Raw genomic sequence first — 22,871 nt, 5'->3', positions numbered from 1 at the left:
TGATATTTTAGTTCTTGCACGACTTCAAAAGCAGAACTTGTTGATTTTATTTGTAAAGCGGCATTAGCTCCGCATTGAGCTTGATCTATGTTTTCCCTGAACCTTTTTAGCCGGTGTTTGCCTGTTTATTTACTGACAGCAGCGCTGAGTTTTGCCGATTCGGCGCCTGTTGTTGAGCATCATGACCCGATTGAAATCGATGCGGCTTTGAGTCTATCCAAAGTCGTCGATTTAACGCTGGAAAAATACCCCGATGTCACCTGGCTTAAATCGCTGGAAGAAGAAGCGGCGGCGATAGGTCGGCGCGGCGACAGCTGGACCGCCGGTGCGCTGCAAGCGGGGCTTCGTTATCAGGAAGCGACCAGCGGCACCTTGCATTATATCGACGGCGATGTGCAAGTGCCGTTATGGAATTTAGGCCAGCGCGATGCAGAACAGAGAGTCGCAAAGCTGTCGGAAAGCAATGCAATGTCGCAATCGGATGCGGTTAAATTACGGGTAGCCGGATTGGTCAGGGGTGCCTTATGGAATATTGCTCTGGCAAACTTAAGTTACGAACAGGCGAAAATCGAGCTTTCGATTACCGATCGGTTATTAGCTAAAGTGCAGCGGCGCGTTGAGTTGGGCGATTTGCCCAGAGCCGATTTCCTGTTAGCCCAAACAGAGCTGCTGCAAAAGCGCTCAATGGCGACTCAAGCTGAAGCGGAATTAATGCATGCCCGTAAACGGTATGCCAGCATCACGCAAATGACAAAAATCCCCAAGGATTATCAGGAGAAGCTGGTCGACATACTGAAAATCCAGCAAAGTCATCCGGTCTTAACAGCGATTAATAGCCAAATAGAACGCAAGCAGGCTGAAATCAATGCGATTAAGTTAATAGGGTCCGGTCAGACCAATGTGGCGGTCGGCATCAACAGCGATCAGTTCACTAATGACGAACGCAGTAACCATACTGCAAGTTTCAATATCGGCGTTGTCGTCCCGTTTGGCGGCAGTGCGCATCTGGCACCGCATGTTGCGGCTATTAATGTCGAATTGAATAGGCTGATTGCAGAACGCGAACAATTGTCCCGCGATTTGGAACAGGCGCATCACGAGGCTGAACATAATTTGGAAGTCAATCAGGTCGAACTGGGTATTGCCAATGAATTGAAACAGGTTGCTGAAGAACATTTAAAAATGACCGACTTAAGCTTTTCGGTAGGGGAAATTAATCTGATGGATTTGTTAAGAATCCAGTCCAGAACCCAGCAAGCGGTGTTAAATGCCAAACAACGCTCAATCATGCTACAGCGCGATATAGCACTTTATAACCAGGCTGTAGGAGTTATGCCATGAGAATGTTTTTTGCCCGTCCCGCCATGTTGGTGCTATTGAGTTTGGCCGGTTCCGGCAGCCATGCAGCTGAAAATATCATTCAAATTTCACAGCAGAATTTTGAAAACCTTGGTGTAAAACTGGGCAAGCCGGAAACGGTCAGCCAATTTCCGGTGTTATCCGCCCCGGCTAATGTGGTGATTCCTCCGGCGCAGGAATACATGGTCAGCGCAGCTCAGGCCGGAGTCATCCATAAACTGAATGTGGCGATAGGCGATAAAGTTGTAAAAGGACAGGTTTTAGCCCAGCTCAACAGCCCGGACTTGTTGACGCTACAGAAAGAATATCTTAAAGCCGACAACACACTGCAATTGGTATCGGCGATTTATCAACGGGACAAAAAACTGCTGGCGGAAGGCGTGATTCCGGACCGGCGCTGGCAGGAAACCGGCAGCCAGTATCATGTTGCCGTTTCCGAGACGGATGCGCAAAAGCAATTGTTGGAAATCGCAGGAATGACGGCCGGAGAGGTTGATCAACTGGGTAAAAATCACCGCTTAACGCGTCAACTCAATGTTCGTGCACCCATTGCCGGGGTTGTGATGGAGCGTTTAGCCGTTGCGGGAACACGTATCGATATGTTGGTGCCGATATACCGCATCGCCAATCTGGATGAGCTTTGGCTGGAAATCGCCATTCCGCAGGAACGCATGGGCGATATTAAAATCGGTGACCGGGTAGCGGTTGAAAACTCGGATGCCAGCGCAAAAATCACCTTGCTGGGGCAAAGTGTTACTCCGGAAAACCAGACCATTCTGGCGAGAGCGGTTTTAGACATTCCTCGATCTCAAACCAAGGTATCGCTACGCCCCGGACAAAGGCTCAATATCCAGGTGATTCAATCCAGCAACAAACCGGCGTTTAAAATCCCTAATACAGCCATTGCCCAGAGTGAGGGTAAAGCTTTTATTTTTATTCATAATCCGCAAGGATTTGCGGTTACTCCGATCACCGTAGTCGGTAAACAGGATGATGAATCGATTATTAACGGCGAACTCACCGGTAATGAAGAAATAGCGGTCAAAGGCGCTGCTGCATTGAAAGCAAATTGGCTGGGATTGGGAGAGGGCGAATAATGGCTAATTTGATTCGCTTTGCGCTGAGCCAGCGCTTACTGATGATGCTGCTGGTCGTGCTGCTGACCGGCGGAGGCTATTATGCGTTTAAAAATATTCCGATTGACGCTTTTCCCGAAGTATCGCCGACCCAGGTAAAGGTTATCGTTAAAGCCCCCGGCATGACTCCGGAAGAAGTTGAAGCGAGAATCACCGCGCCGGTCGAAGTCGAGCTGTTGGGAATTCCGCATCAAACCATGTTGCGATCCATCGCTAAATACGCACTGACCGATATTACCGTTGATTTTAAAGAAGGCACCGATATTTACTGGGCGCGCCAGCAGATCGCCGAACGCTTGAATACGATGTGGGGGAGTTTGCCTGCGGGTGTCGAGGGCGGTATTGCGCCGATGACCACGCCGTTAGGCGAAATGTTTATGTTTACCGTCGAAGGCGGCGGCTTAAGTTTAATGGAGCGGCGCAGTTTGTTGGATTGGGTGATACGTCCGGCCTTGCGCACGGTAGCGGGCGTTGCCGATGTCAACTCACTGGGCGGTCTGGTCAGGAGTTTTGAGGTCGTGCCCGATAACATCCGGCTATCGGCCAGGGGCATCAGCATCGATCAACTGTCAGCTGCATTGGAAAAAAATAACCGCAATGACGGCGCAGGCCGCATAACCGACGGTGAAGAAGCCCTCATCGTCCGTGCCGAAGGCCGCATTAAAACTTTGGATGATGTCAGCGTTATTGTCGTGGCTAACAAAGGCGGCATTCCGATCACCGTCGGCGATGTTGCCGACATCAAAATCGGCGCACTGACCCGTTATGGCGCAGTCAGCAAAAATGGCGAAGGAGAAGCCGTCACCGGGCTGGTGTTGAGTTTGCGCGGAGCTAACGCCAGACAGACCATTGCCGGGATCGAGAAAAAGCTGGCCGAAATCAGCCCCGGTTTTCCTAAAGGTGTTGAAGCCAATGTTTTTTACAATCGCGGCAATCTGGTGGATCATGCGGTAGACACGGTTTTACATGCGCTGCTTGAAGCCATCGCGCTGGTTATCGTCCTGCTGATTTTATTTCTCGGTAATTTGCGCGCCGCGTTGGTTGTCGCATTGGCCTTGCCGCTGGCAGCCCTGTTCACTTTTATTTTGATGAACTACATGGGCATGTCGGCCAACCTGATGAGCCTGGGCGGTCTTGCGATTGCGATCGGCATGCTGGTGGATGCCGCCGTGGTGGTGGTTGAAAATCTGATCACTCATCTGGCGCATGTCGAAAAAGCCCGGCGCCTGCCGCGTTTGCATGTGATTTACCGGGCCACCCGAGAAGTCGCAAGCCCGGTGGTATCCGGTATTTTGATTATTATTATCGTGTTTTTACCGCTACTGACCTTGCAAGGGCTGGAAGGCAAATTATTCACTCCGGTGGCCTTGACCATTGTATTTGCGCTCAGCGGTTCGCTGGTATTGTCGCTGACGGTGATTCCGGTAATCGCTTCCTATCTCTTGAAAGAGGTGTCGCATGAAGAACCCTGGCTGCCCAGGCAATTGCAAAAAATTTACCAACCGGCTCTAGTCTGGTGTCTTGCCAACAGCAAAAAGGTCTTTATTGCGACAGGCTCTCTATTAGCTTTAACCGTGCTGGTATTTACCCAAATCGGCAGCATCTTTATGCCGACCATGGACGAAGGCGACATCATTTTACAACTGGAGAAATTGCCGTCGATTACCTTGTCGCAATCTGTGGAACTGGATCTCCAGGTGCAAAAAAACCTGCGTAAAAACATTCCCGAAATCATCGAAATCGTCGCCCGCGTCGGCTCCGACGAGTTGGGACTTGATCCTATGAGCCTTAATGACACCGATACCTTTTTGATACTCAAGCCAAAAAAGCAATGGCGGATGGACAGCAAAGAGCAATTGCAGGATGAGATTCGCAAAGTCATGGCGCAAACGCCGGGCATTGCCTTTCAGTTTACCCAACCGATCGAAATGCGCGTCTCGGAAATGCTGACCGGGACGCGAGGCGATGTGGCCGTTAAATTATTCGGTACCGATCTGGTCGTGTTAAATGAAAAAGCGCAACAAATAGCCGAGGTGTTGAAGAGCATCAACGGCTCCAGCGATGTGTTCGCCAAACAAAATGCCGGCATGCAGTTTTTACAACTAACCATCGATAAATCGGCAGCCGGGCGTTTAGGTCTGGACAGCGACAGCATTGAAACTTTGCTGCGGGCGCAGATTGAAGGTTTGAAGCGGGGCGTGGTTCAGGAAGGCATTAAACGCACGCCGTTAATTTTGCGCGGCGACAGCAACATCGCTAATTTCGACAACCTGCAAATCGCCTTGCCGGATGGCGCGCATGTGCCGGTCACGGCAATTGCCAAAATAGAAAAAGTGGAAGGCGTGGTATCGGTGAGCCGGGAACACGGCCAGCGCTTTGTGGTCATTACCAGCAATGTTCTGAACCGGGACTTGGTCAGTTTTGTCGACGAAGCGCGTAGAACCGTTGCCGAAAAAGTCGACTTGCCGACAGGCTACACGGTTGAATTCGGCGGTCAATTCGAAAACCAGCAACGCGCTGCGGCGACCTTATCGCTGGTGGTTCCGGTGTCGCTCGGCTTGATTTTTTTGCTGCTGTTTTCAACGTTCGGTTCAGTACGGCAAGCCGTCTTGGTGCTATCCAATATTCCGCTGGCGATGGTCGGCGGTGTTTTCGCGTTGTGGTTATCCGGCGAATATTTATCGGTACCGGCATCGGTCGGCTTTATCGCGTTGCTGGGGATTGCGGTGCTTAACGGCGTGGTCATGGTCAGCTATTTTAATCAGCTGATCGCAACCGGCATGGATTTAGCTAAAGTAGTGCTGGTCGGCTCATCCAGGCGTTTGCGGCCGGTGCTGATGACAGCCAACATCGCGGCATTTGGTTTGATCCCGTTGCTGTTTGCAACCGGGCCGGGATCTGAAATTCAGCGTCCTCTGGCTATCGTGGTTATCGGCGGCTTGGTGTCATCGACCTTTTTGACCTTATTCTTATTGCCGATTTTATTTAAATTATTTGGCTTGCAGCCGGAGGCCAGGCAATGAACAGCAAGGAATATTTAGTCACACTCAACGTACCGCTTAGTATCGAAGAAGAAATTGTCGACTGTCTGTTGATGCTGGAATCGGAACACGGCTTTAGCAGTTTCCCGGTCAACTCCCACGACCATAGAAATGAAGGCTTGTCGCTGGCTGAGCAGGTTACCGGGCGGCAGAAAAAAATCCGTTTTCAAATGTATGTGCCGGAGCAGGAATTGGCCCAATTATTGGATCAACTGAGAGCGGATTTTTCCGGTTCGGGGATTAAATACTGGGTGCTGCCGGTGGTTGAGGACGGGGTTATTTGAGGACGTTTTTTCACCACGAAGGCACGAAGTTTTTTTATCGTTCCCAGGCCGGAAGCGTGGGAACGATGAGATTTACGAAAGCAGAGAGGCTAATAAAGGCCGCAGATTATGCTTTTGGCGCTGCCGGGTTAACCGGTTGGCGATAATGATGCTCTTTAATTCAGTCAGCGCCAGCGCAAAGTCATCATTAACCACCAGATAATCGAACTCGTCATGATGGCGAATTTCGGTAACCGCATCGCGCATTCGGCGGGCAATAATTTCTTCTCCATCTTGGCCCCGGTTTCTAAGGCGCTGCAACAGCACTTCGGTCGATGGCGGCAGGATAAAAATCGATAGGCTTTCGGGCAGTAGTTGTCTTATCTGTTCTGCGCCTTGCCAGTCGATCTCGAGAATGACATCCAGCCCTTTTTTTAAATTTTCTTCCACGGTCTGTTGTGCAGTGCCGTAAAAATTATCAAATACCTGGGCATGTTCAAGAAATGCCTGTTGTTCCTGCATGGCTTGAAAGTCTGCGACACTGACAAAGTAATAATCCCGGCCATGCGTCTCACCGGGCCGCATCTGGCGAGTGGTATGGGAGACCGATACGGTCAAGCCATCCAAATCGGCAACCAGTTGTTTAACCAGGCTGGTTTTACCGGCGCCGGACGGAGCTGAAATAATATAAAGTTTGCCGAGGTTCATAAAGTTTAAGATCAAAGCTCAAGATCGAAGCGGAATAGATAGGTTTTTTTTGATTTGTGTACACAATTCAAAAATCCGCATGATACAGGATGCTACAGCTAGGGCAAAGTAACGGATAGGGCTGAGGTATGTTTTGCCGGGTCCTGAATTTCAATCGTGGAGTTGTACTTGCCGTTTATATCGGCTTATCGTTAGCCGTAGGAGCGGGCCGCGCCCGCGAACGAATTGCGGCTGGGGATAAATCGCGGGCACGGCCCGCTCCTACGAAAAGGTATTTGCAATGTCATATTTGTCGGGTGTAATTAGCTCATGGTGGGAGAAGCAATGACTCAGGTAGGTGTAAACAAATTAATTGTAGGAGCGGGCCATGCCCGCGAATGGATTGGGGCCGGAAATAATCGCTGGCATGGCCCGCTCCTACGACCGAAAAATCGGCCAGGACATCAGGCTTTGCGTAAGGGACGCGTGTCGTTGCCTAATCACGCTTATTTGATAACCGCCACAACGCTAAATCGGCAATGTTTTTTTGCCGAATTTAACGCCGGTTGCGCCGCGTCTCGGTGTTTTGAAAACGACAAGATTTTGGGTGATGCCCGGATGCTTGCTTGGGTTCTGATGCCGGATCATGCGCACTGGCTGGTTAATCTAGGTGACCAAGATGGCTTGAGCATGGTTGTCAACCGGTTGAAATCATCCAGTTCAAGGTTGGCAAATCTCAAGCTTGATCGGCGCGGGATGCTCTGGGAACCGGGGTACCATGATCATGCCTTGCGCGCCGAGGAGGATTTACTCACTATTGCCCGGTACATTATTGCTAATCCTTTGCGGGCGGGGTTGGCTCAACGGAGAGGAGACTATCCGTTTTGGAATGCGATTTGGGTTTAATGTTTGGGTTGACGGTTTTCGCGGGCACGGCCCGTTCCTACACAAAATATGATTGTTACAACGTTCGGACTACTCGCCGTTTTCTGGCTTAAACGCATCGCTATCAATATAAATATCGATAGGATTCTCCGGTTTAATCATCGCAACCGGTAAATCCTCGCCGGAACGCCACAAATTAACCGCTTCCTGCTTGTTCGTGCCGGTGATCAAAAAGATTAGTTCACGCGTGTTGCTTAAAGCCTTGGCGCTGATCGAAACGCGCTCCGGCGGCGGCTTGGGCGAGTTGTAAACGGCATGCACCAGCTCATCCTGTTGATGTTGATGGCCCGGAAACAGGCTGGCGGTATGGCCATCTTCGCCCATGCCCAGCAATACCATATCAAACATACCGGCCTTGGTGACCGCAAGCTTATAGCGATCGGCCGCTACTTCCGGCCCCAGTTCGGCGGGCATGGTATATATCTGCTGCGCAGGAATAGCGACTTTATCCAGAAAAACCCGGCTAGCCATTAAGCTGTTTCTGTCCTGGTGATCGGCAGGCAGACAGCGTTCGTCGCCGTAATATATAAACCAGTTAGCCCAGTTAGCCCAGTTAGCATTCGATTCGGCCAGCAGTCGATAAACTTTTTCCGGAGTGCTGCCTCCGGCTAAAACCAGCTTGAATTTGCCGCGTTCCGAAATAGCCGATGTTGCGGCGTTAAGAATTTGCTGGCAGGCAGCATCTGCAACCTGTTCTGCGGTTTCCAGATAATGCCAGCGGCTGTTTTTTTGCATTTACGTACACTCCGGGGTTAATGAGCTGCGCCAGGATTGGCTTTCTTTGTCGAATAAGCGGCGGCTGTCTTCAGGGCCCCAGGAACCTGCGGGATAAGTGACAATATAATCACGCTCAATCGCCCAGGTTTGCAGGATAGGGTCGACAATACGCCATGCATATTCTACTTCATCAAAACGCAGAAATAACGAGCGATCGCCTTTTAATACATCCAGCAATAAGTCTTCATAGGCATCGATGGCTTTTTCGTTCTCCTGGCGGAAACTGGCGTCCAGGCTGCTGGAGCGGGTGCGCATTTCCAGGCCGGGTTCTTTGACAGTCATTTCTATACGGATGAACTCTTCAGGCTGTATGCCCAGCAATACCCAATTAGGGTTCATGCACTGCACTTCGGTGCCGCGAAAAAACTGTAACGGCGGATGGCGAAAACAAATCGAAATAACCGATTGCGCCTTGGCCATGCGTTTGCCGGTACGCAAGTAAAACGGCACGCCGCGCCAGCGCCAGTTGTCGATATACAGCTTTATTGCGGCATAGGTTTCGGTCATGCTGTCGGGGGGGATGCCGTCTTCCTGTAAATAGCTGTTGACCTGCTCACCGTTGATGCGGCCTTTGGCATATTGAGCGCGGAAGGCATGGCCATGTACCGCTTCTCTGGGGATAGGACGGATAGATTTTAGTACTTTGACTTTTTCGTCGCGCAGGGACTCGGCTTCCATCGAAACCGGCGGTTCCATCGTGACCAGCGTCAGCAATTGCAATAGATGGCTTTGCAACATATCGCGCATGGCTCCGGCTTTGTCATAGTAGTCGGCGCGGCTGCCGATGCCGATGTCTTCTGAATGGGTGATCTGGATATGGTCGATATAATTGCGGTTCCATAACGGCTCCAGCATCACATTGGCAAAGCGGAATACCAGTACGTTTTGCACCATGCCTTTACCCAGGTAATGGTCGATGCGGTAAATCTGCTCTTCGGTTAAATACCGGCTGATGCGTTTTTGTAATGCCTGGGCACTGTCCAGGTCATAGCCGAAAGGCTTTTCGATAATGACCCGTCGCCAACCGTATTCTTCATCGAAGAAGCGGTTATTGCTTAACATTTCCATGACTGTGCCAAAGTCCGAGGGACTGATAGAAAGATAGAACGCGGTGTTTTTAGGGAACTGGTTTTCCTGGTTCAGCGTATCGGCCAGCTCGGTATAACACTGAGCTTGTTCTATGTCGCCTCGATGATAATGCATTCGGGCGCTGAAACGCTGAAAAACAGTCTCGTCAAAGTCGCCTGGAATCTTGTCTTCAAGCATCTGCCTGACTTCCGCCAGCCATCTTGCCTGATCCCATGGCCGTCGGCCTATTGCCACAATACGGGTGCCTTCAGGCAGGCGATTTGCCGCATCAAGATGATACAGCGCGGGCATTAATTTAATCCGGGACAGATTTCCGGTGGCGCCAAAAATTGCGTATGTGCAGGGCTCGGCTTTCATCGGTTGTACCTCGCTGTTAGTAGGGGGAGATCAAACCATTGCTGGCAATATTTGAAGAGCATACCGGGAGTTTGGAAACCGGCGCAAGCAATTATATCGTCCAGTCTTCGAGCTCTAATTCAGCACTCTTGCCTGTCCCGATTAAAAGTATCGGTATGATCTTCCAAATCAAACGCCTTTGATTCAATACGTTGCACCATTTTCTCCCATCTGGAAGCGGCCTTTTGGGATTGTTGGGCTTCTTGTTTTAAGCGCTCTTCAAGTTATTTAATGCGCTGTTGAACAAGGGCTTTGGGTAAAGTATCGGGAACGTTGATTAGCATTTGCATGGTGTTTTAACCGCTGGGTAGGTGGTTATCGATTTTGTTGGCGTTGAATTCACTGGCGCGTAATTCTTTCTGTTAATCCGGCCTGTTTCTTGGTCGGCACTTGGCAATAACGCAAATAACATATTCCATTAAAGCGCTGTTGATTGACAGCAATACCCAATGTATATACAGTTTGTGCATACTATGAAATGAGGACACCATCATGACTTACGCTCGCGTGTTTCAGTCCGGCAACAGCCAGGCCATTAGACTGCCCAAGGAATTCCGTTTGGAAGTCGATAGGGTAGAAATTTTTCGGCGCGGAGACGAAATCGTGCTGCGTGAACATCCGGCGAACGCTGCCGCTATCTTTGATGCACTGGCCGGCTTTCCGGACGATTTTATGGCGGACGGCCGTGAGGATACTCTGCCTCAAGAAAGGGAAGCGCTTTGATGGCGGAGCGCTACCTGCTGGACACCAACATCTGCATCTATATTGCCAAGCATAATCCGCCGGCCGTGCGCGAACGCTTCGCTCGGCACGCGGCCTCCGAGCTGGCTATGTCAGTCATCACGTTGGGCGAGCTTCGTTTCGGCGCTGAAAAAAGCCAGTCCCGTGAGCGTGCGTTGGCTTCTATCAACCAACTTGAAGCGCTGATCCAGGTTGCTCCGCTCTCTGAGGCCGCCGGAGAACACTACGGCCAAATCCGCGCAGCCCTGCAAAGTAGCGGGCAGATCATCGGCAACAACGACCTTTGGCTGGCAGCTCATGCTCGCGCCGAAGGCTGGATTTTGGTTACTAACAACGAACGGGAATTTGTTCGTGTTGATGGGGTGCAGGTTGAAAATTGGGTAGAAGCAGACAGGCCATAGTCTTTCATATTGTCCAGTCTACCAATTCTAATTCAAGGTTAAGAAAGTGAATGTCTTTATAGACTTTGTCCGCGCTGACTAAAACGGCTTTATGATTTAATGCGCTGGCGGCAATCATTAAATCGATAGTATGTTTTTTCAGATTTTCCGGGTTTATTTTTCGTAACTCTTTAAACAGCTTTTTTAAATCGCCGAAAATTTCCGCCGCCGTTGGCGAGAGAGGTAAAACGATGAGGTCTTGTTGGATTTGTTGAATAGTGGCTTTTATTTCGGCTTTTTTATGCGCTGTGGAATTCGCAAACGCATACTCAAATTCGTAAAGCGTTAATACGGAAATAAAAATATCATCGCCTTCTTCCAGTGCCAGTAATTTTTCAATAACGCTGTTATGGTTACCGGATGAGGGATTATAAATATCGGAAACCGTATTGGAGTCGAGTAGATATTTCATTCCGGCTTGTCTTTGAAATTAAAAGATTCCCTGAACTCTAGCCTGTCCCGATTGAAAGTATCGGTGTGATCTTCCAAATCGAACGCCTTTGATTCAATGCGTTGCACCATTTTCTGCCATCTGGAAGCGGCCATTTGCGATTGCTGCGCTTCTTGTTCTAAGCGTTCTTCAAGTTCCTTGATGCGCTGTTGAACAAGGGCTTTGGGTAAAGTGTCGGGAACGTTGATTAGCATTTGCATGGTGTTTTAACCGCCGTGTGAGTGGTTTTCGGTTGGGGCAGGGTTAAATTCGCTGCCGCGTAATTGTTTCCACTTTTCATCGTCTTTCATTAAATCATCCAAGAAAGCGATGAATTCTTGATATTTTTGTCTGATTTGTTCTTCGGTTACTTTTTCGTCAGCGCGATTTTTATAGACAAAATCGACTAATTTATCTAAATCGCCGACTGTGATTTTTCCACTAATTTTTGCTAATGGAAATAACATACGCGGACTAATTCCATCTAATTTAAACGTTGATTTTTGTTTATAAGGCTCAACTTTTAAAGCTAATTTGTTGTAGTTAGATAAACATGGAATAGTTTCTCTTTTTCTCCATGAAAAAAGGCTAACTTCTTTTTTTAGAAATGTCTCTATACAGTACCATTGGATACTTTTGCTTGAAATAGATTGTTTCTCTTCTTTATTTAATAGTAGTGCTTCTATATTTTCCGATTCAAAGATAGAGTATTCAGAGGTAAATCCTTTACCTGCTAAGAATTTATTTACCAATGGAAAAACAGAATTTATTCTATTTATTTCTATTTTATATTTCGTAGTATTGTTAGATTCTGATTTAAACAATCTGGATAGTGTTTTTAAATAGTCACTTTGTGATTTTTTCTCAAAAAATGGCTTAATATTAGAATATAAAATTATTGCTTCGGCTTCTTCAAGCTGCTTTATACGCATGCCTACTTTTTGGCCATCTATTAAGGTCCATGATAAAAATTCATCCCAATTGATATTAAAGTAATCAGGAGTTTTCCAGTTCATAAGCTCGTATTCTGCCGCTACTATAGCCTGTTCAATACAATCTAGGTTGTCGTAATATAATTTACCTCTAGGAGTTTTAAAAAAGCTCTGAACCGCATTGCTGATACGCTCAAATAATATTTTTCGAGTATCTTTTTTAAACTTATTTCTATTAATTGTAACAATCTCATCAGCTTTTTCATCTAATAAATTAACAGCAACTTTTAGAAAATTAAAAGATAAGTCAGAATGTTCATCTAAGTGTTGTCCTCTATAATAATAGTTTAAATTACTATCATACGAGAAAGTTAGCTCTATTAATTCCAGCTTATCGGAGGCTGAGTAATAAATATCTTCTGCTTGTTCAGTTAACGTAGGAATAAATTTTTCGTTTATAGAATATTCAGAGAAATCAAGAGTTCCATTTAAAAAACTAATATAGAAAAAATCTTTTACTCCTTCACAAATATTTAGAATGTTAAAGTCTTGTTCTATATCTACTAACTCATCGTATCTCTTTAAGGCTTCACTTGAATAACCATCTGTCCATCTTACAGAGCCTGTGTTTTTATCACTTTTATAAATAAATTCTAGCTTGGTGCCATAATCGCTAAAATTCCATGTTTCGCTTGTTCTAAAATAAATGTTTCCTTTTTCTTTGCCTGTCGGGTTTGTGAGTTTTATTTCTAGAGTTTCTCCTGTGTCAATGCTGCGGGTATTAATAATAACTTCATCGGTTAATAAAAAAGCACTTTGTAGCCCGATGCCGAAGATTCCAGATGGACGCATCCAAACAGGCATTTTTTCAATAATTTCTCTTCGTGCAATATTTTTTACCGAGCCACCAATTTGAGATATATAAAATAAGTCCTTTCTTGAAATACCTGTGCCTTTATCAATGATGGTAATACGCCAATAATTAAACTCTTCCTCACAATGATCTTTTTCTATAGTTACTTCAATCGGAAACTTTTTAAAAATGTTTCGTACATTTTCAGAACGTGGTTCATCGGTTTCTTTTATAACAATAGAGCCTTTTTTATAAGTTTCGTTGTATTCTCTCCAAATTCTTATTAGAGTTGCATCTACGGCATTTTGTAACAACTCGCGCATAGCTTGTTCTTTACTTTCATATAATCCGGCTCCCTGTAATAACCCGATAACTTTTTCTCGATCAAGCTCAAAATGCGGACGCTGATTTTCGCTGAATACTTGCCAATCTTTTAAATGGGCTTTTAAATCGCCCACCGACGGCAATAGGCCGAAACTACGCTCCGGCACAATATCAAACCAGCGGCTCATTTGATTTTTTACCTCGTCGCGCAGCCAACCGAACCATTTTGTGGTCTCGATATAGCTTTCGTAGTCAGGGCATTCCGCTTCAATTTCGATATGGTCAGGGTCGGCGCGGAAATGGCGAATCGCTAAATGCTTTTGACGGTGGGATTCGCTCAATTCCGGCAATTTTCCGGCCACTTTCATCATGACCGGGCAGAAACGGTTATCGTCCAAATCCAATAAATCGCCTAAACGTAATGAACACGCGATAAAACGGGGATGGCAATCGTCCGTGCCAATGCCGACTTGCTGTTTAGGCAATTCCATAACCTTATCAAAGCTGTCGCCGTGATATGCACAGATTCTGCCTAATAAACTAAAGAAACGGGCCGGCAATAATTCGTTGCGCGGCGAATTCAAACCGATTTCGTCAAAAGGATTCGGAATGATTTTATCGGCTCGGTCCGGGTGTTGAGCGCGATAAAAATCGGCAATGATTTCCCGTAACAGTTTAATGGCTTGAAAAGGCGAAATATCGACGCTTGCGAAAATTGAACTGGCGGTTTTTTCTTTGCTGGCAAGCAGCGCATTCATAACAGTTAATACATCGCCGTTTGCGGAATATTTGGCTTTTTCAACGTGTTTTTTAATAGCGTCATAATCTTCCTTAAGCTGTTCGTCGGAAATAATCATGCCTATATCGTGCAAATAAACCGCTTCCAATAACAGCCAAGTATCGGTCGGGCTTAATTTCGCTATATTGTCCGGGCCTAGTAAGCGTTCAATGTGGACGAGTATTTGCCGTGAATGCGATTCATCATGACGGCTGTAATGCGGAAAATAAACGCCGACGTTTTGCAACGCTTTTGCAATTAAGCGCTCATCGAATGTCCATTGCGATTCCAGCGGTTTATAAATCGCATCCTTTTCGGCCCAGTCTTTTAGGTGTTTGATTAATTGAGTCGCCATGATTAATATAATTTTTTGGATTTGTTAAAAACTGAAAGAGAACCGTATTAATCAGTTCAATATCGCAATATTCAAAATCTCTTTCATTTTCTCGTTCTTACACGGTGCATCACTGCTATTAAGTTAAGCTCATCGATACTCCGTAGGAGCGGGCCGCGCCCGCGATATTTACACAGCCATTGCAGAGTTGTGCTGCCATTATCGCGGGCGCGACCCGCTCCTACAACGCTTAACTTAATGGTAGTGCGCGGTGCATGAGTATGAGAAAACTTGTGTGTAGTAGAGCAAGTGCTACTCCACGAAGGGATGGCTAATACTTAGCCGATCTTCGATGAACTGACCATTTTGCATGTCTTCACTGATTAGCTTTGTGCAGCCATGTTCCAGCGCGGAAGCAATGATCAAAGAGTCCCCGTAGCTGTACCGATAACGGTTTCTGATCAGATAGGAGTTTTTTTGATTTGGTATCGACGAAAACCTTATCGGTCATGCCATTCATCTCTGCTGAAAACGGTCAGGTTTTCTACTTTTTTGCTTTGTTTTAAAAACCGGTCAAAAGCAAGCTCATCTTTTTTATCGCCGACTTCATCGACCATAACGATGATTTTAGCTTTATTGCTGTTTTGTAATTCTTTATAGCGGACAGGGATATGGACGATGCCGTTGTGTCGATATGGGTTTCAAATTCTACTGCATACATGGCTTTCACCGTAGGGATTGGAGATGGCTGGATTCTAACACCGAATGTTGTAACTCGGTAAGACGGATCTGTAGGGCGGCAATAGCGTAGCGTATTGCGCCGTATGAAAGCATGATAAAGCCCAGCTCCTGAATGAAGCTTGGGAAATTCAGGTTTTTTAGCTTTGATAAAACCGTATTGCGTAAGCGACATACGGAATACAAAGTTGTGAATAACTGATATTACGCAGACACATGATAAAAAGCGTCGTCCACGAAAGGCACAAAAAGCACGAAAAGAAACGGTTCCGAGGACGCCCCGCCGGTTCAGAACATTGCCGGTTAGACCTTCCAGGTTTTAAAAACCTGGAAGGTCTGCCGATCAGCTTGTCTATGGATGGATGTAATCTGGAATAAATTTATTTCAACAACCTCGAAAGGGATGTAAAGAATGACGCTGTCAGCGACAAATCCAGGGCTGAACTTTTCGTGCCTTTCGTGTTTTTCGTGGACAGTGTGTAACATCATGAATAGTTAGAAGCTACAGAGATAAACCAAAAAAGATGGGTTAGGCTGCTTGCCTATGCGGACGACGCTCTGGTGAACCATGCAGAGGCGAAGTAGCGTAACTAAATGTTTTATTTAAGCAGTGTAAGATGTCGACGCAGTTTTACCGCCATGTCCGGTCCAATCGGTATGAAAAAACTGGCCTCTGGGTTGATCAACTCGTTCATAAGTATGCGCACCGAAATAATCCCTTTGCGCCTGCAATAAATTAGCCGGTAATTTTTCAGTGCGATAGCCGTCGTAATACGCCAGGGCGGAAGAGAATGCAGGTGTCGGAATGCTTAATTCAATACCTAATATCACCGATTTCCGCCAGCCTTCATCGGCTTCTTTCATCGCATCGGCAAAAAAATCGGCGAACAGCAGGTTTTCCAGATCAGGATCGACATCATAGGCTTGCTTGATGTCGTTTAAAAACCGGCTGCGGATAACGCAGCCGCCGCGCCACATCAGAGCGATATCGCCATAATTGAGCGACAGGTTATATTCTTTCGAGGCTTCACGCATCAAACGAAAACCTTGTGTGTAAGAAATAATTTTGGCCGCGTACAAGGCATCGCCAATAGCCGCAATCATGGCTTTCTTGTTGCCGATGAATTTCAGTGTCCGTCTGGGCAAGATGGATGCCGCCTTGAGCCGTTCCTCTTTTTGGGCGGACAAGCAGCGGGAAAATACCGACTCGCCGATCAAGGTTAAAGGAATGCCAAGGTTCAACGCATCAATGACGGTCCATTTACCGGTGCCTTTCTGCCCGGCTGTGTCGAGGATTTTTTTCAGCAGCAGCTGGCCGTCTTCATCTTTGTAGGCCAAAATGGCGGCGGTAATTTCAATCAGGTAAGAGTTTAACGGGCCTTGGTTCCATGCGGCAAATATCGAGCGGATTTCGTTAGCGCCTAGACTCAAGCCGTCGGACAGCAATTGATACGCTTCGCCGATCAACTGCATATCGCCGTATTCAATACCGTTATGCACCATCTTGACGTAGTGCCCGGCCCCGTTATCGCCAACCCATTCGCAACAAGGTTCGCCGTCAACCTGTGCGCTGATAGCCTGGAAGATGGGTTGAACGGTAGGCCATGCGTCTTTATTGCCGCCGGGCATAATGGACGGCCCGTGTCTTGCGCCTTCTTCGCCGCCGGAAACGCCTGCGCCTACATAAAGGATATTTTGTTCCTGCAGGGAGAGGGTGCGGCGCGTGGTGTCGGTAAATAACGAATTGCCGCCGTCAACAATAATATCGCCGTCCGATAACAGCGGCACCAGCTTGTCGATATATTGATCGACAACTTCTCCGGCTTTTACCATTAACATGATAATGCGTGGCGATTCCAGCTTATCTACCAGCTCTTCCAGCGAGTGCGCGCCGATAATTTGCGTGTTTTTAGCCGGGCCGTCCAGAAATTCATCTACTTTAGTTAGGGTGCGATTATGTACCGCTACTATAAAACCATGGTCGTTCATATTAAGAGCCAGGTTTTGACCCATGACTGCCAAGCCGATTAGTCCGATATTTGCTTTCATAGTTATTTCTTGTGTTTAAAAAAATGAGGATGAAATTTACTGCCATGCTTCACGTAGCGCAGCTAATTCCAAGTTTCGCTAATCATGAACGAAAGACAGTCCGGATTATCGGATATGATTATTTACAGCTGCTTAATTCATTTGGACGAACTGCTAAAAGTAAAAGATTAGAGTAAACGGATTGTTCAGACAATCCGTAAACTTACCTAATTTGATGTGCCTGATAAGGATAGAGAGGTGGATTTACTACGAAAGGCTTCCTGCCTTTGTAGCGAATAAAAAATGTTTAAGTGTCTGTTTAACGATATGCCGTGTTTAATCGGCCATTGTGGGTAATGGGGAATTACTATATAGCACGGGCGTTATTCGGAACTGGTTTTGCCCATCCGGATTCTGGCACGGACCAGTGCGGTAATGACTACTATCAGCAAAACTGCCAACGACAGCTCCAGCGTTACGAACGCGGCAATTTTAAAGTACGCAAATAGCGGGTCGACAAACCTGACCAGCCAACCGCCTGCTTCGTCAGCTAACGCCGCCGCATAGGTCAAGCCGCTCAGCCAGATTTTCAGCCGTACCGGAAACTCGGTCATCAGCATTAAATGGGTTAACGTCAGCACCAGCATGCCCATCGAGAACAGATGAAAATGCGAAACTTCCAGCATGCCTTGATAGCTGCGCGGTTGGGTAAATTGTTCTTCCGAACCCAAGTAATAGGCAATCACGGAATCGGGCGTTAAGCTCATGTGATGAAAATACATCATGCCGTTGCTGACCCATAACAACGCGATATAAACCAGAAACATCAATACCAGGGTGTTTATTAACGATTTACGATGCTGCTCGCCGGTAACAAAATAACGCATTACTGTTTACCCTGATCTTTTACCAGAACCTGATAAATCGCCATCACTTTGCGGACACTGCTGACAGCCGCTCTTGTGCTTAAGGTCGCGCCGCTGATGCCGTCGATACCTTTATTAAAATCCAATTCGGTTAACGGATGTTTATATAATTGTTCAAACCAGCGTTCCGGCGGCTGATACTCCGGCGGTTCATGGAAAGCGAGCGTAGTGACGTTGCGTAATTCGCCATCCGCTGTCAGCACTATCAGCAGTGTTTCCGGCTTGGTTCTGACGGTGACCGTTTCAATCGCGGCATAACCCAATATCTTGCCTTGATTTTTGCCGACATAGAAGGTGAACAAGCCGGAATCCAGTTTAACCTTGGCCAGTTCCTCAATTTTTGCAACTTGTTGCTCATCGGGGAATAACGATAACTGTTCGACTTGGTTGTCTTTGCCGAACGCCAATTCCAGCGCTTCATTCTTGCTGTAAAAGATTGTGGCGAAGCTTGGGGTCACTGCGATTAGCAGCAAAAAAAGCAAAACAATCAATCCCCCTTGTTTAATTATTTTCATTATAAGCCCTGTTGTTTATCGATAAAAAAATATGATCAGTTTAACAGGGCCGATAAATGATAGCAGAGGGATTTTTGACTTAGCCCCATTAACCGACCTTAGCAACAACCTGGAGCTACTATTTAATCTTGTAACCATCAGTCAGCGTCTGAAGAAAGGCAACAAGATCGTCTATTTCCGAATCGCTCAGCATAAGCTCGCCAAGCTCGCGATAATTGACGTTTTCCGCCACTTCAGGGCTTGGCCAGCAACGGCTGTTGAGGGCTAGAGCTTCGACCACAAACAGGTTGTTGCAAACAGGAAGTGTGTCTCGGGTGCTGTAAAACGCGACGACGCCTCTTAGTGTTTTAAAATAACCGTTGTGCATATAAGGTCCGGTTACGGCAATATTACGCAAACTGGGCACTTTAAATTTGCCGTTCTGGGGAGATTCGCCAACAAAGCCGCCTAATCCGATGTCGACAGCTGACCAACCTTCCGGATTGAACTCCACCAAGGTATAAAATGGATTTTCGGGATTTCTGGGAACGCCCAAGTTATCGTAGGTAAAATCGGTAAATAAAGGCGGTGTGCCGTCTTTTGCGGGTCTGCTGGGATGACAGGCCGCGCAGTTGCCTTTGTTCGAGTCTTCAAATAATTTTCGGCCGCGTTTTTCCTGTTCTGTGAATTTTGTTTTACCGGCCAGGAAGTAATCATATTTAGAGTCGAAACGCTTAAATACCGGCGATTGTTCAAATGTGGCAATAGCGTCGGCAATATTGTTATAAGTCTCGTCGGTATAGTTAAAAGCTTCCGCGCCATAAACGTATCTAAATAATTCCGCATAGTCGGACTCGCGAACTTTATTCACTACCGTAAATGCATCCGGGTTAGCCATTTCAATCGGATTGAGGAAAGGTCCTTTTGCTTGGTCGGCCAAAGTTGCAGCCCGGCCGTCAACAAAAAAACCGCCGGTAAATAAGCCGTGTTTACGATCGAGATAAAAGGCTGGACTAAATGCCGCATAAAGCAACGTAGGCGCATTGCGGGGACCCTTGAGTCCGGGTATTACACCTTTGGACGTCGGCAGACTATTATCGGGATCGACAAAAGCAGTATCAGGGCTATGACAACTTGCGCAAGCCTGGCCGGGCGGTGTGGATAGGTTGGTATCGAAAAAGAGCCGCTGGCCCAATTGCGCTTTAGGGCTAAGTTGCTCTGCACCCGGAAGAACCGGGACTCCGGCTTCAACCGCAACACAAAATATCGATATTGCCGAAGTTGCAATCAGCCTATGTCGGCGTGTCATAAGGTTTGTAAACGAAGAGGGCATAAAAGACATGATCCGGTTTCCTTCAGGTGATTAGTTGTATGGTTTTACTAAAGCGTTTCGGTCTAGAAAATAAAACCAAATCCTAAGTGGAAGTCATCGGCCAGAGAGCCTTGTTTGGCAACAAAGTTACGATAATCGGCTTTAAGTACGACATTTGGAATAGGTTTGTATTGCAAACCCACCTGATAGATTTTCCAATCTTTGGTTGGGTCATCGTCAAAGCCGTTAGGTGCTTTGGCAACGGTATCGAGGTGCTCGAAACGTAAAAACGGCGCAAGGTATTGCGTGGTATCCGGTAATACCAACGGTAAAATATCGTAGCCCGCTTCAGTGTACCAGCCGAAGTTTTGTGAACCGACGACTTCACCAACGGAAGCACTGACAAGATCGGCATTGTTGATATGACCCCAAGAGCCCAGCGTGCGAAATTCCAAGCCACGGTATTTCCATTGCACATGCGCTTCATAGAGCTGGGTGAAAACGTTTGATTTTTGTCCTGCAAAAGTCTGGTTTTGACCGGAATTACCGACATAAGCGGAACCGCCAACGGTCAATCCAGGAACCATGTTCGGGTCATAATCCACGCGCGCCACATAGCCGAAGTTTTCCGCATTTGCATTACTGCCGCCGCCGCGACCTTCCGCAATGCCATCAGAACTAAATCCTTTGGCATCCAGGCCGTTAACTACGTAGGCGGTATAAGTCAGGCTTGGTGTAATTGCACCAAATATACCCGCGCCCATTTCCCGCCAAGTGCTGGGGATGATGCGCTGTTCAACCAAGGGTCGCTGATTACCGAAGTAGAAAAGCGGTTCATGAATCCGGTTGACCAAGCCCATCGGCATCAAAACCAGACCTGCGCGAGCATTGACCTTTTGATTAATAAAGAAATCCAGCGACGCAAATTCGACTCCGACTTCTCCTTTTAATTCATCGCCTTCTCCACTGCTGGCATGTTCGAACTCAATTTCACTATTGAAGAGAATGCGGTCGGTAAATTTATAACCTACATAGAGAACCATTCGTTCAAGATCGGCTGTGTCTTTTTCGTCACCCTTATCTCCCACATTAGCCTTATAGCTACCTTCGCCATAGCCGCCAATGGACAAGCCCTTACCCGCTGAATAAATCTTGGATGCCGCTGGTCCCAAGCCATAAGCACTTTTGTATTTCGTTTCTTCCGGAATGGACAGATTGGTACGCAACTTTTCAACTTCCTGGCTCAGCACATCGGTTTTGCGCTCTAAAGTTTTTACGTCATTGCCGGCAGTTTTGGCTGGGGCGGCAGGAGCGGTAGCAACAGGAACAGGAGCGTTCATCGCCGCTTTCATTTCATCGATTTGCTTTTGCTGCGCTTGGATGATTTTCCACATATCTTCCATAGTCTGTGGTTTTTCCAGTGCGCTGACAGGCGCGCTCAAAGCGAGAAGCGCTGTCAATATTTCGCCTTTTAAGAATTGTTTATTTTTTTTCATTTATACAGCCCTCTCACAAATAATTAGTGAAAAGCAGTATAGATTAAATGGTTATAAAGACGCAAACGATTCCTATTTAAAAAATAGGGTTTTGCCTATTCTCTCAGATCCTCTACTTTAATTGGAACTTGTAATATGAATTCGCCTTTGTAAATTTGAAAGCAAAACGGTTTTAGGTTTTGCTAAAGGGACGAGAACTTTTATTGCTCGCATCATTAAGCTGATGCTCAAAAAATGGATACGCGAGCGTAGTTTTAGTAGGATTGATTTTGTTTCTGTAATTGCGAGATTAAACCCTGAATAGCCGGTTCCTGCGCCATAATGCTTTCACATAACCGGAATTGGCTGATTGCTCGTTGTAAGTTCTGCCCGTGCTCTGTTACTTTGAAATACCGGTTTCCTTCCAGGTAATCGGTATAAAACCGGATGCCTAATTCGAAAGGAATCAGCCGGATAGCGGGATATAAATAGTAATAATCGTGTTCGGTAAAAAACGCGCCTACCTCATTCAAGTAGCTTTTTAACAGGGCTGTGCAAATATCCAGATTAAACTCGACCGGTCCGGCGTTGTGACAGCAAGATCGCACACAATCGCCAATATCGTAATGGATCAGGCCCGGTTTGACGGTATCCAAATCGATAATGCTGACGATTTTTCTGCTGTGTTTATCAAACAGGAAATTGTTTAATTTGGGATCGCCGTGAATAACTCGCAGTGGCAACAAGCCCTGCTGTTTGGCAGCCTCCAGGTCATCGGCGATAGACTGGAACCGGGCGATAAATTCAGCGCAATAACGGTTTTCCCCGTTGGCCCGTTTCGGTAAGACTTGATAATAATGCTTTAAATATTCAGGTGTTATATGAAAGCCGGGCAGGGTGTCGTGCAAAAGCGAGGCATCAAGATCGCTAATTAAGCGATGAAAATGGCCTAGTGCAAATCCTGCCTGTTCCGCATCGCTGATACTGTGTATGGTTTCAATGCTTTCGGTATTGGCAATAAAACTCAGCGCCCGCCAGAAATCACCATTCGTATCCTGATAAAGCGATTTTTTATCTGTAGTCTGTAAGATTGCAGGGATTTGCAACTTGACCGATGCGCTGTTTTTTTTCGCTATATGCTGATTAAGCGTTGTCAGGTTGACCATGATTTGTTCAGGAACAGGAAAAACCGTGCGGTTTATCCGTTGCAGAACAAACGGTGATGAGGGTGTAGCGACCAGATAAGTATCATTGATCAGGCCATTGCCAAATGGGGTTATCTGGGCAACAGCGTCGGTGAACTGGCTGGCGACAGGAAGTACTGTGTTCATTCAATATTTCAAGGGCACGTGGGGCGGGTCCACCTTACCCTA

Annotated in this window: 19 protein-coding genes; 7 read left to right on the top strand and 12 right to left on the bottom strand. The window is 46.8% G+C overall.

What is annotated here, in order from left to right; genetic code table 11:
- Nucleotides 1–87 precede the first annotated feature (87 nt).
- Genes V7051_RS03265 through V7051_RS03250 form a run of 4 tightly spaced genes read left to right on the top strand, consistent with a single transcriptional unit; the run spans nucleotide 88 to nucleotide 5,820 of the window.
- Nucleotides 88–1,341: a TolC family protein gene (locus tag V7051_RS03265; RefSeq protein WP_333873460.1), complete on the top strand. Its 1,254-nt coding sequence runs from the start codon at nucleotides 88–90 to the stop codon at nucleotides 1,339–1,341.
- Complete coding sequence (locus V7051_RS03260; RefSeq protein ID WP_333873459.1) at nucleotides 1,338–2,456, top strand: efflux RND transporter periplasmic adaptor subunit; 1,119 nt, start codon at nucleotides 1,338–1,340, stop codon at nucleotides 2,454–2,456. The genes V7051_RS03265 and V7051_RS03260 overlap by 4 nt, the downstream gene beginning before the upstream one ends.
- Nucleotides 2,456–5,518, top strand: a complete 3,063-nt coding sequence (locus tag V7051_RS03255) for an efflux RND transporter permease subunit (RefSeq protein ID WP_333873458.1) — start codon at nucleotides 2,456–2,458, stop codon at nucleotides 5,516–5,518. The genes V7051_RS03260 and V7051_RS03255 overlap by 1 nt, the downstream gene beginning before the upstream one ends.
- A complete protein-coding gene (locus tag V7051_RS03250) occupies nucleotides 5,515–5,820 on the top strand; it encodes a DUF3240 family protein (RefSeq protein ID WP_333873457.1) in 306 nt (101 codons plus the stop codon). Before V7051_RS03255 ends, V7051_RS03250 begins: the two co-directional genes overlap by 4 nt.
- A 72-nt stretch (nucleotides 5,821–5,892) precedes the next feature.
- On the opposite strand, the gene gmk is transcribed toward V7051_RS03250, so the two are convergent.
- Nucleotides 5,893–6,507 carry a guanylate kinase gene (gene gmk, locus V7051_RS03245; protein WP_333873456.1) on the bottom strand — a complete coding sequence of 205 codons (615 nt, stop codon included), beginning with the start codon at nucleotides 6,505–6,507 and terminating at the stop codon, nucleotides 5,893–5,895.
- A 324-nt stretch (nucleotides 6,508–6,831) separates the two neighbouring features.
- On the opposite strand from gmk, the gene V7051_RS03240 reads away from it, so the two are divergent.
- Nucleotides 6,832–7,392, top strand: a complete 561-nt coding sequence (locus tag V7051_RS03240; RefSeq protein ID WP_333873455.1) for an REP-associated tyrosine transposase — start codon at nucleotides 6,832–6,834, stop codon at nucleotides 7,390–7,392.
- A gap of 69 nt (nucleotides 7,393–7,461) precedes the next feature.
- Here the strand turns inward: V7051_RS03240 and pgl are convergent, their stop codons facing one another.
- Both pgl and zwf read right to left on the bottom strand, forming a co-directional pair.
- Nucleotides 7,462–8,166 carry a 6-phosphogluconolactonase gene (pgl, locus tag V7051_RS03235; RefSeq protein ID WP_333873454.1) on the bottom strand — a complete coding sequence of 235 codons (705 nt, stop codon included), beginning with the start codon at nucleotides 8,164–8,166 and terminating at the stop codon, nucleotides 7,462–7,464.
- A complete protein-coding gene (gene zwf / locus V7051_RS03230; protein WP_333873453.1) occupies nucleotides 8,167–9,654 on the bottom strand; it encodes a glucose-6-phosphate dehydrogenase in 1,488 nt (495 codons plus the stop codon).
- 531 nt (nucleotides 9,655–10,185) lie between these two features.
- Here zwf and V7051_RS03225 point away from each other — a divergent pair.
- Both V7051_RS03225 and vapC read left to right on the top strand, forming a co-directional pair.
- Nucleotides 10,186–10,416: an antitoxin gene (locus V7051_RS03225; protein WP_333873452.1), complete on the top strand. Its 231-nt coding sequence runs from the start codon at nucleotides 10,186–10,188 to the stop codon at nucleotides 10,414–10,416.
- The gene (gene vapC / locus V7051_RS03220; protein WP_333873451.1) at nucleotides 10,416–10,835 is read left to right on the top strand and encodes a type II toxin-antitoxin system tRNA(fMet)-specific endonuclease VapC; all 420 of its coding nucleotides are present in this window, start codon (nucleotides 10,416–10,418) and stop codon (nucleotides 10,833–10,835) included. The genes V7051_RS03225 and vapC overlap by 1 nt, the downstream gene beginning before the upstream one ends.
- 4 nt (nucleotides 10,836–10,839) lie before the next feature.
- On the opposite strand, the gene V7051_RS03215 is transcribed toward vapC, so the two are convergent.
- The 9 genes from V7051_RS03215 to V7051_RS03175 form a co-directional block, all read right to left on the bottom strand.
- Nucleotides 10,840–11,286, bottom strand: a complete 447-nt coding sequence (locus tag V7051_RS03215; protein WP_333873450.1) for a type II toxin-antitoxin system VapC family toxin — start codon at nucleotides 11,284–11,286, stop codon at nucleotides 10,840–10,842.
- Nucleotides 11,283–11,525 (bottom strand): hypothetical protein, encoded by a 243-nt coding sequence (locus tag V7051_RS03210; RefSeq protein ID WP_333873449.1) that lies wholly within the window; start codon nucleotides 11,523–11,525, stop codon nucleotides 11,283–11,285. The genes V7051_RS03215 and V7051_RS03210 overlap by 4 nt, the downstream gene beginning before the upstream one ends.
- A 6-nt stretch (nucleotides 11,526–11,531) precedes the next feature.
- Nucleotides 11,532–14,546 carry an HD domain-containing protein gene (locus tag V7051_RS03205; RefSeq protein WP_333873448.1) on the bottom strand — a complete coding sequence of 1,005 codons (3,015 nt, stop codon included), beginning with the start codon at nucleotides 14,544–14,546 and terminating at the stop codon, nucleotides 11,532–11,534.
- Between the two features lie 1,320 nt (nucleotides 14,547–15,866).
- Nucleotides 15,867–17,312: a decarboxylating NADP(+)-dependent phosphogluconate dehydrogenase gene (gnd, locus tag V7051_RS03200; protein WP_333873447.1), complete on the bottom strand. Its 1,446-nt coding sequence runs from the start codon at nucleotides 17,310–17,312 to the stop codon at nucleotides 15,867–15,869.
- A 362-nt stretch (nucleotides 17,313–17,674) separates the two neighbouring features.
- Nucleotides 17,675–18,178, bottom strand: a complete 504-nt coding sequence (locus V7051_RS03195; RefSeq protein ID WP_333873446.1) for a hypothetical protein — start codon at nucleotides 18,176–18,178, stop codon at nucleotides 17,675–17,677.
- On the bottom strand, nucleotides 18,178–18,732 hold the full coding sequence (locus V7051_RS03190; RefSeq protein WP_333873445.1) for an FMN-binding protein: 555 nt from the start codon (nucleotides 18,730–18,732) through the stop codon (nucleotides 18,178–18,180). Before V7051_RS03190 ends, V7051_RS03195 begins: the two co-directional genes overlap by 1 nt.
- A gap of 118 nt (nucleotides 18,733–18,850) precedes the next feature.
- A complete protein-coding gene (locus V7051_RS03185) occupies nucleotides 18,851–20,053 on the bottom strand; it encodes a cytochrome-c peroxidase (RefSeq protein ID WP_333873444.1) in 1,203 nt (400 codons plus the stop codon).
- 53 nt (nucleotides 20,054–20,106) lie between these two features.
- The gene (locus V7051_RS03180; RefSeq protein ID WP_333873443.1) at nucleotides 20,107–21,519 is read right to left on the bottom strand and encodes a hypothetical protein; all 1,413 of its coding nucleotides are present in this window, start codon (nucleotides 21,517–21,519) and stop codon (nucleotides 20,107–20,109) included.
- A 254-nt stretch (nucleotides 21,520–21,773) separates the two neighbouring features.
- On the bottom strand, nucleotides 21,774–22,829 hold the full coding sequence (locus V7051_RS03175) for a phosphotransferase enzyme family protein (protein WP_333873442.1): 1,056 nt from the start codon (nucleotides 22,827–22,829) through the stop codon (nucleotides 21,774–21,776).
- Between the last annotated feature and the right edge of the window lie 42 nt (nucleotides 22,830–22,871).

The organism is Methylobacter sp., from assembly GCF_036845245.1.
Classification (GTDB): Bacteria; Pseudomonadota; Gammaproteobacteria; order Methylococcales; family Methylomonadaceae; genus Methylobacter_A.
Note: the sequence above shows the minus strand (reverse complement) of the source record. Positions and strands in the feature narration are given on the sequence as shown.

Excerpts from the sequence above, each read along its gene's own strand:
- V7051_RS03265 (WP_333873460.1), top strand. The coding sequence starts at position 88 with ATGTTTTCCCTGAACCTTTTTAGCCGGTGTTTGCCTGTTTATTTACTG.
- V7051_RS03205 (WP_333873448.1), bottom strand. The coding sequence starts at position 14,546 with ATGGCGACTCAATTAATCAAACACCTAAAAGACTGGGCCGAAAAGGAT.
- V7051_RS03210 (WP_333873449.1), bottom strand. The coding sequence starts at position 11,525 with ATGCAAATGCTAATCAACGTTCCCGACACTTTACCCAAAGCCCTTGTT.
- gnd (WP_333873447.1), bottom strand. The coding sequence starts at position 17,312 with ATGAAAGCAAATATCGGACTAATCGGCTTGGCAGTCATGGGTCAAAAC.
- V7051_RS03260 (WP_333873459.1), top strand. The coding sequence starts at position 1,338 with ATGAGAATGTTTTTTGCCCGTCCCGCCATGTTGGTGCTATTGAGTTTG.
- gmk (WP_333873456.1), bottom strand. The coding sequence starts at position 6,507 with ATGAACCTCGGCAAACTTTATATTATTTCAGCTCCGTCCGGCGCCGGT.
- V7051_RS03255 (WP_333873458.1), top strand. The coding sequence starts at position 2,456 with ATGGCTAATTTGATTCGCTTTGCGCTGAGCCAGCGCTTACTGATGATG.
- V7051_RS03215 (WP_333873450.1), bottom strand. The coding sequence starts at position 11,286 with ATGAAATATCTACTCGACTCCAATACGGTTTCCGATATTTATAATCCC.
- pgl (WP_333873454.1), bottom strand. The coding sequence starts at position 8,166 with ATGCAAAAAAACAGCCGCTGGCATTATCTGGAAACCGCAGAACAGGTT.
- V7051_RS03185 (WP_333873444.1), bottom strand. The coding sequence starts at position 20,053 with ATGTCTTTTATGCCCTCTTCGTTTACAAACCTTATGACACGCCGACAT.
- vapC (WP_333873451.1), top strand. The coding sequence starts at position 10,416 with ATGGCGGAGCGCTACCTGCTGGACACCAACATCTGCATCTATATTGCC.
- zwf (WP_333873453.1), bottom strand. The coding sequence starts at position 9,654 with ATGAAAGCCGAGCCCTGCACATACGCAATTTTTGGCGCCACCGGAAAT.
- V7051_RS03195 (WP_333873446.1), bottom strand. The coding sequence starts at position 18,178 with ATGCGTTATTTTGTTACCGGCGAGCAGCATCGTAAATCGTTAATAAAC.
- V7051_RS03180 (WP_333873443.1), bottom strand. The coding sequence starts at position 21,519 with ATGAAAAAAAATAAACAATTCTTAAAAGGCGAAATATTGACAGCGCTT.
- V7051_RS03190 (WP_333873445.1), bottom strand. The coding sequence starts at position 18,732 with ATGAAAATAATTAAACAAGGGGGATTGATTGTTTTGCTTTTTTTGCTG.
- V7051_RS03225 (WP_333873452.1), top strand. The coding sequence starts at position 10,186 with ATGACTTACGCTCGCGTGTTTCAGTCCGGCAACAGCCAGGCCATTAGA.
- V7051_RS03240 (WP_333873455.1), top strand. The coding sequence starts at position 6,832 with ATGACTCAGGTAGGTGTAAACAAATTAATTGTAGGAGCGGGCCATGCC.
- V7051_RS03250 (WP_333873457.1), top strand. The coding sequence starts at position 5,515 with ATGAACAGCAAGGAATATTTAGTCACACTCAACGTACCGCTTAGTATC.
- V7051_RS03175 (WP_333873442.1), bottom strand. The coding sequence starts at position 22,829 with ATGAACACAGTACTTCCTGTCGCCAGCCAGTTCACCGACGCTGTTGCC.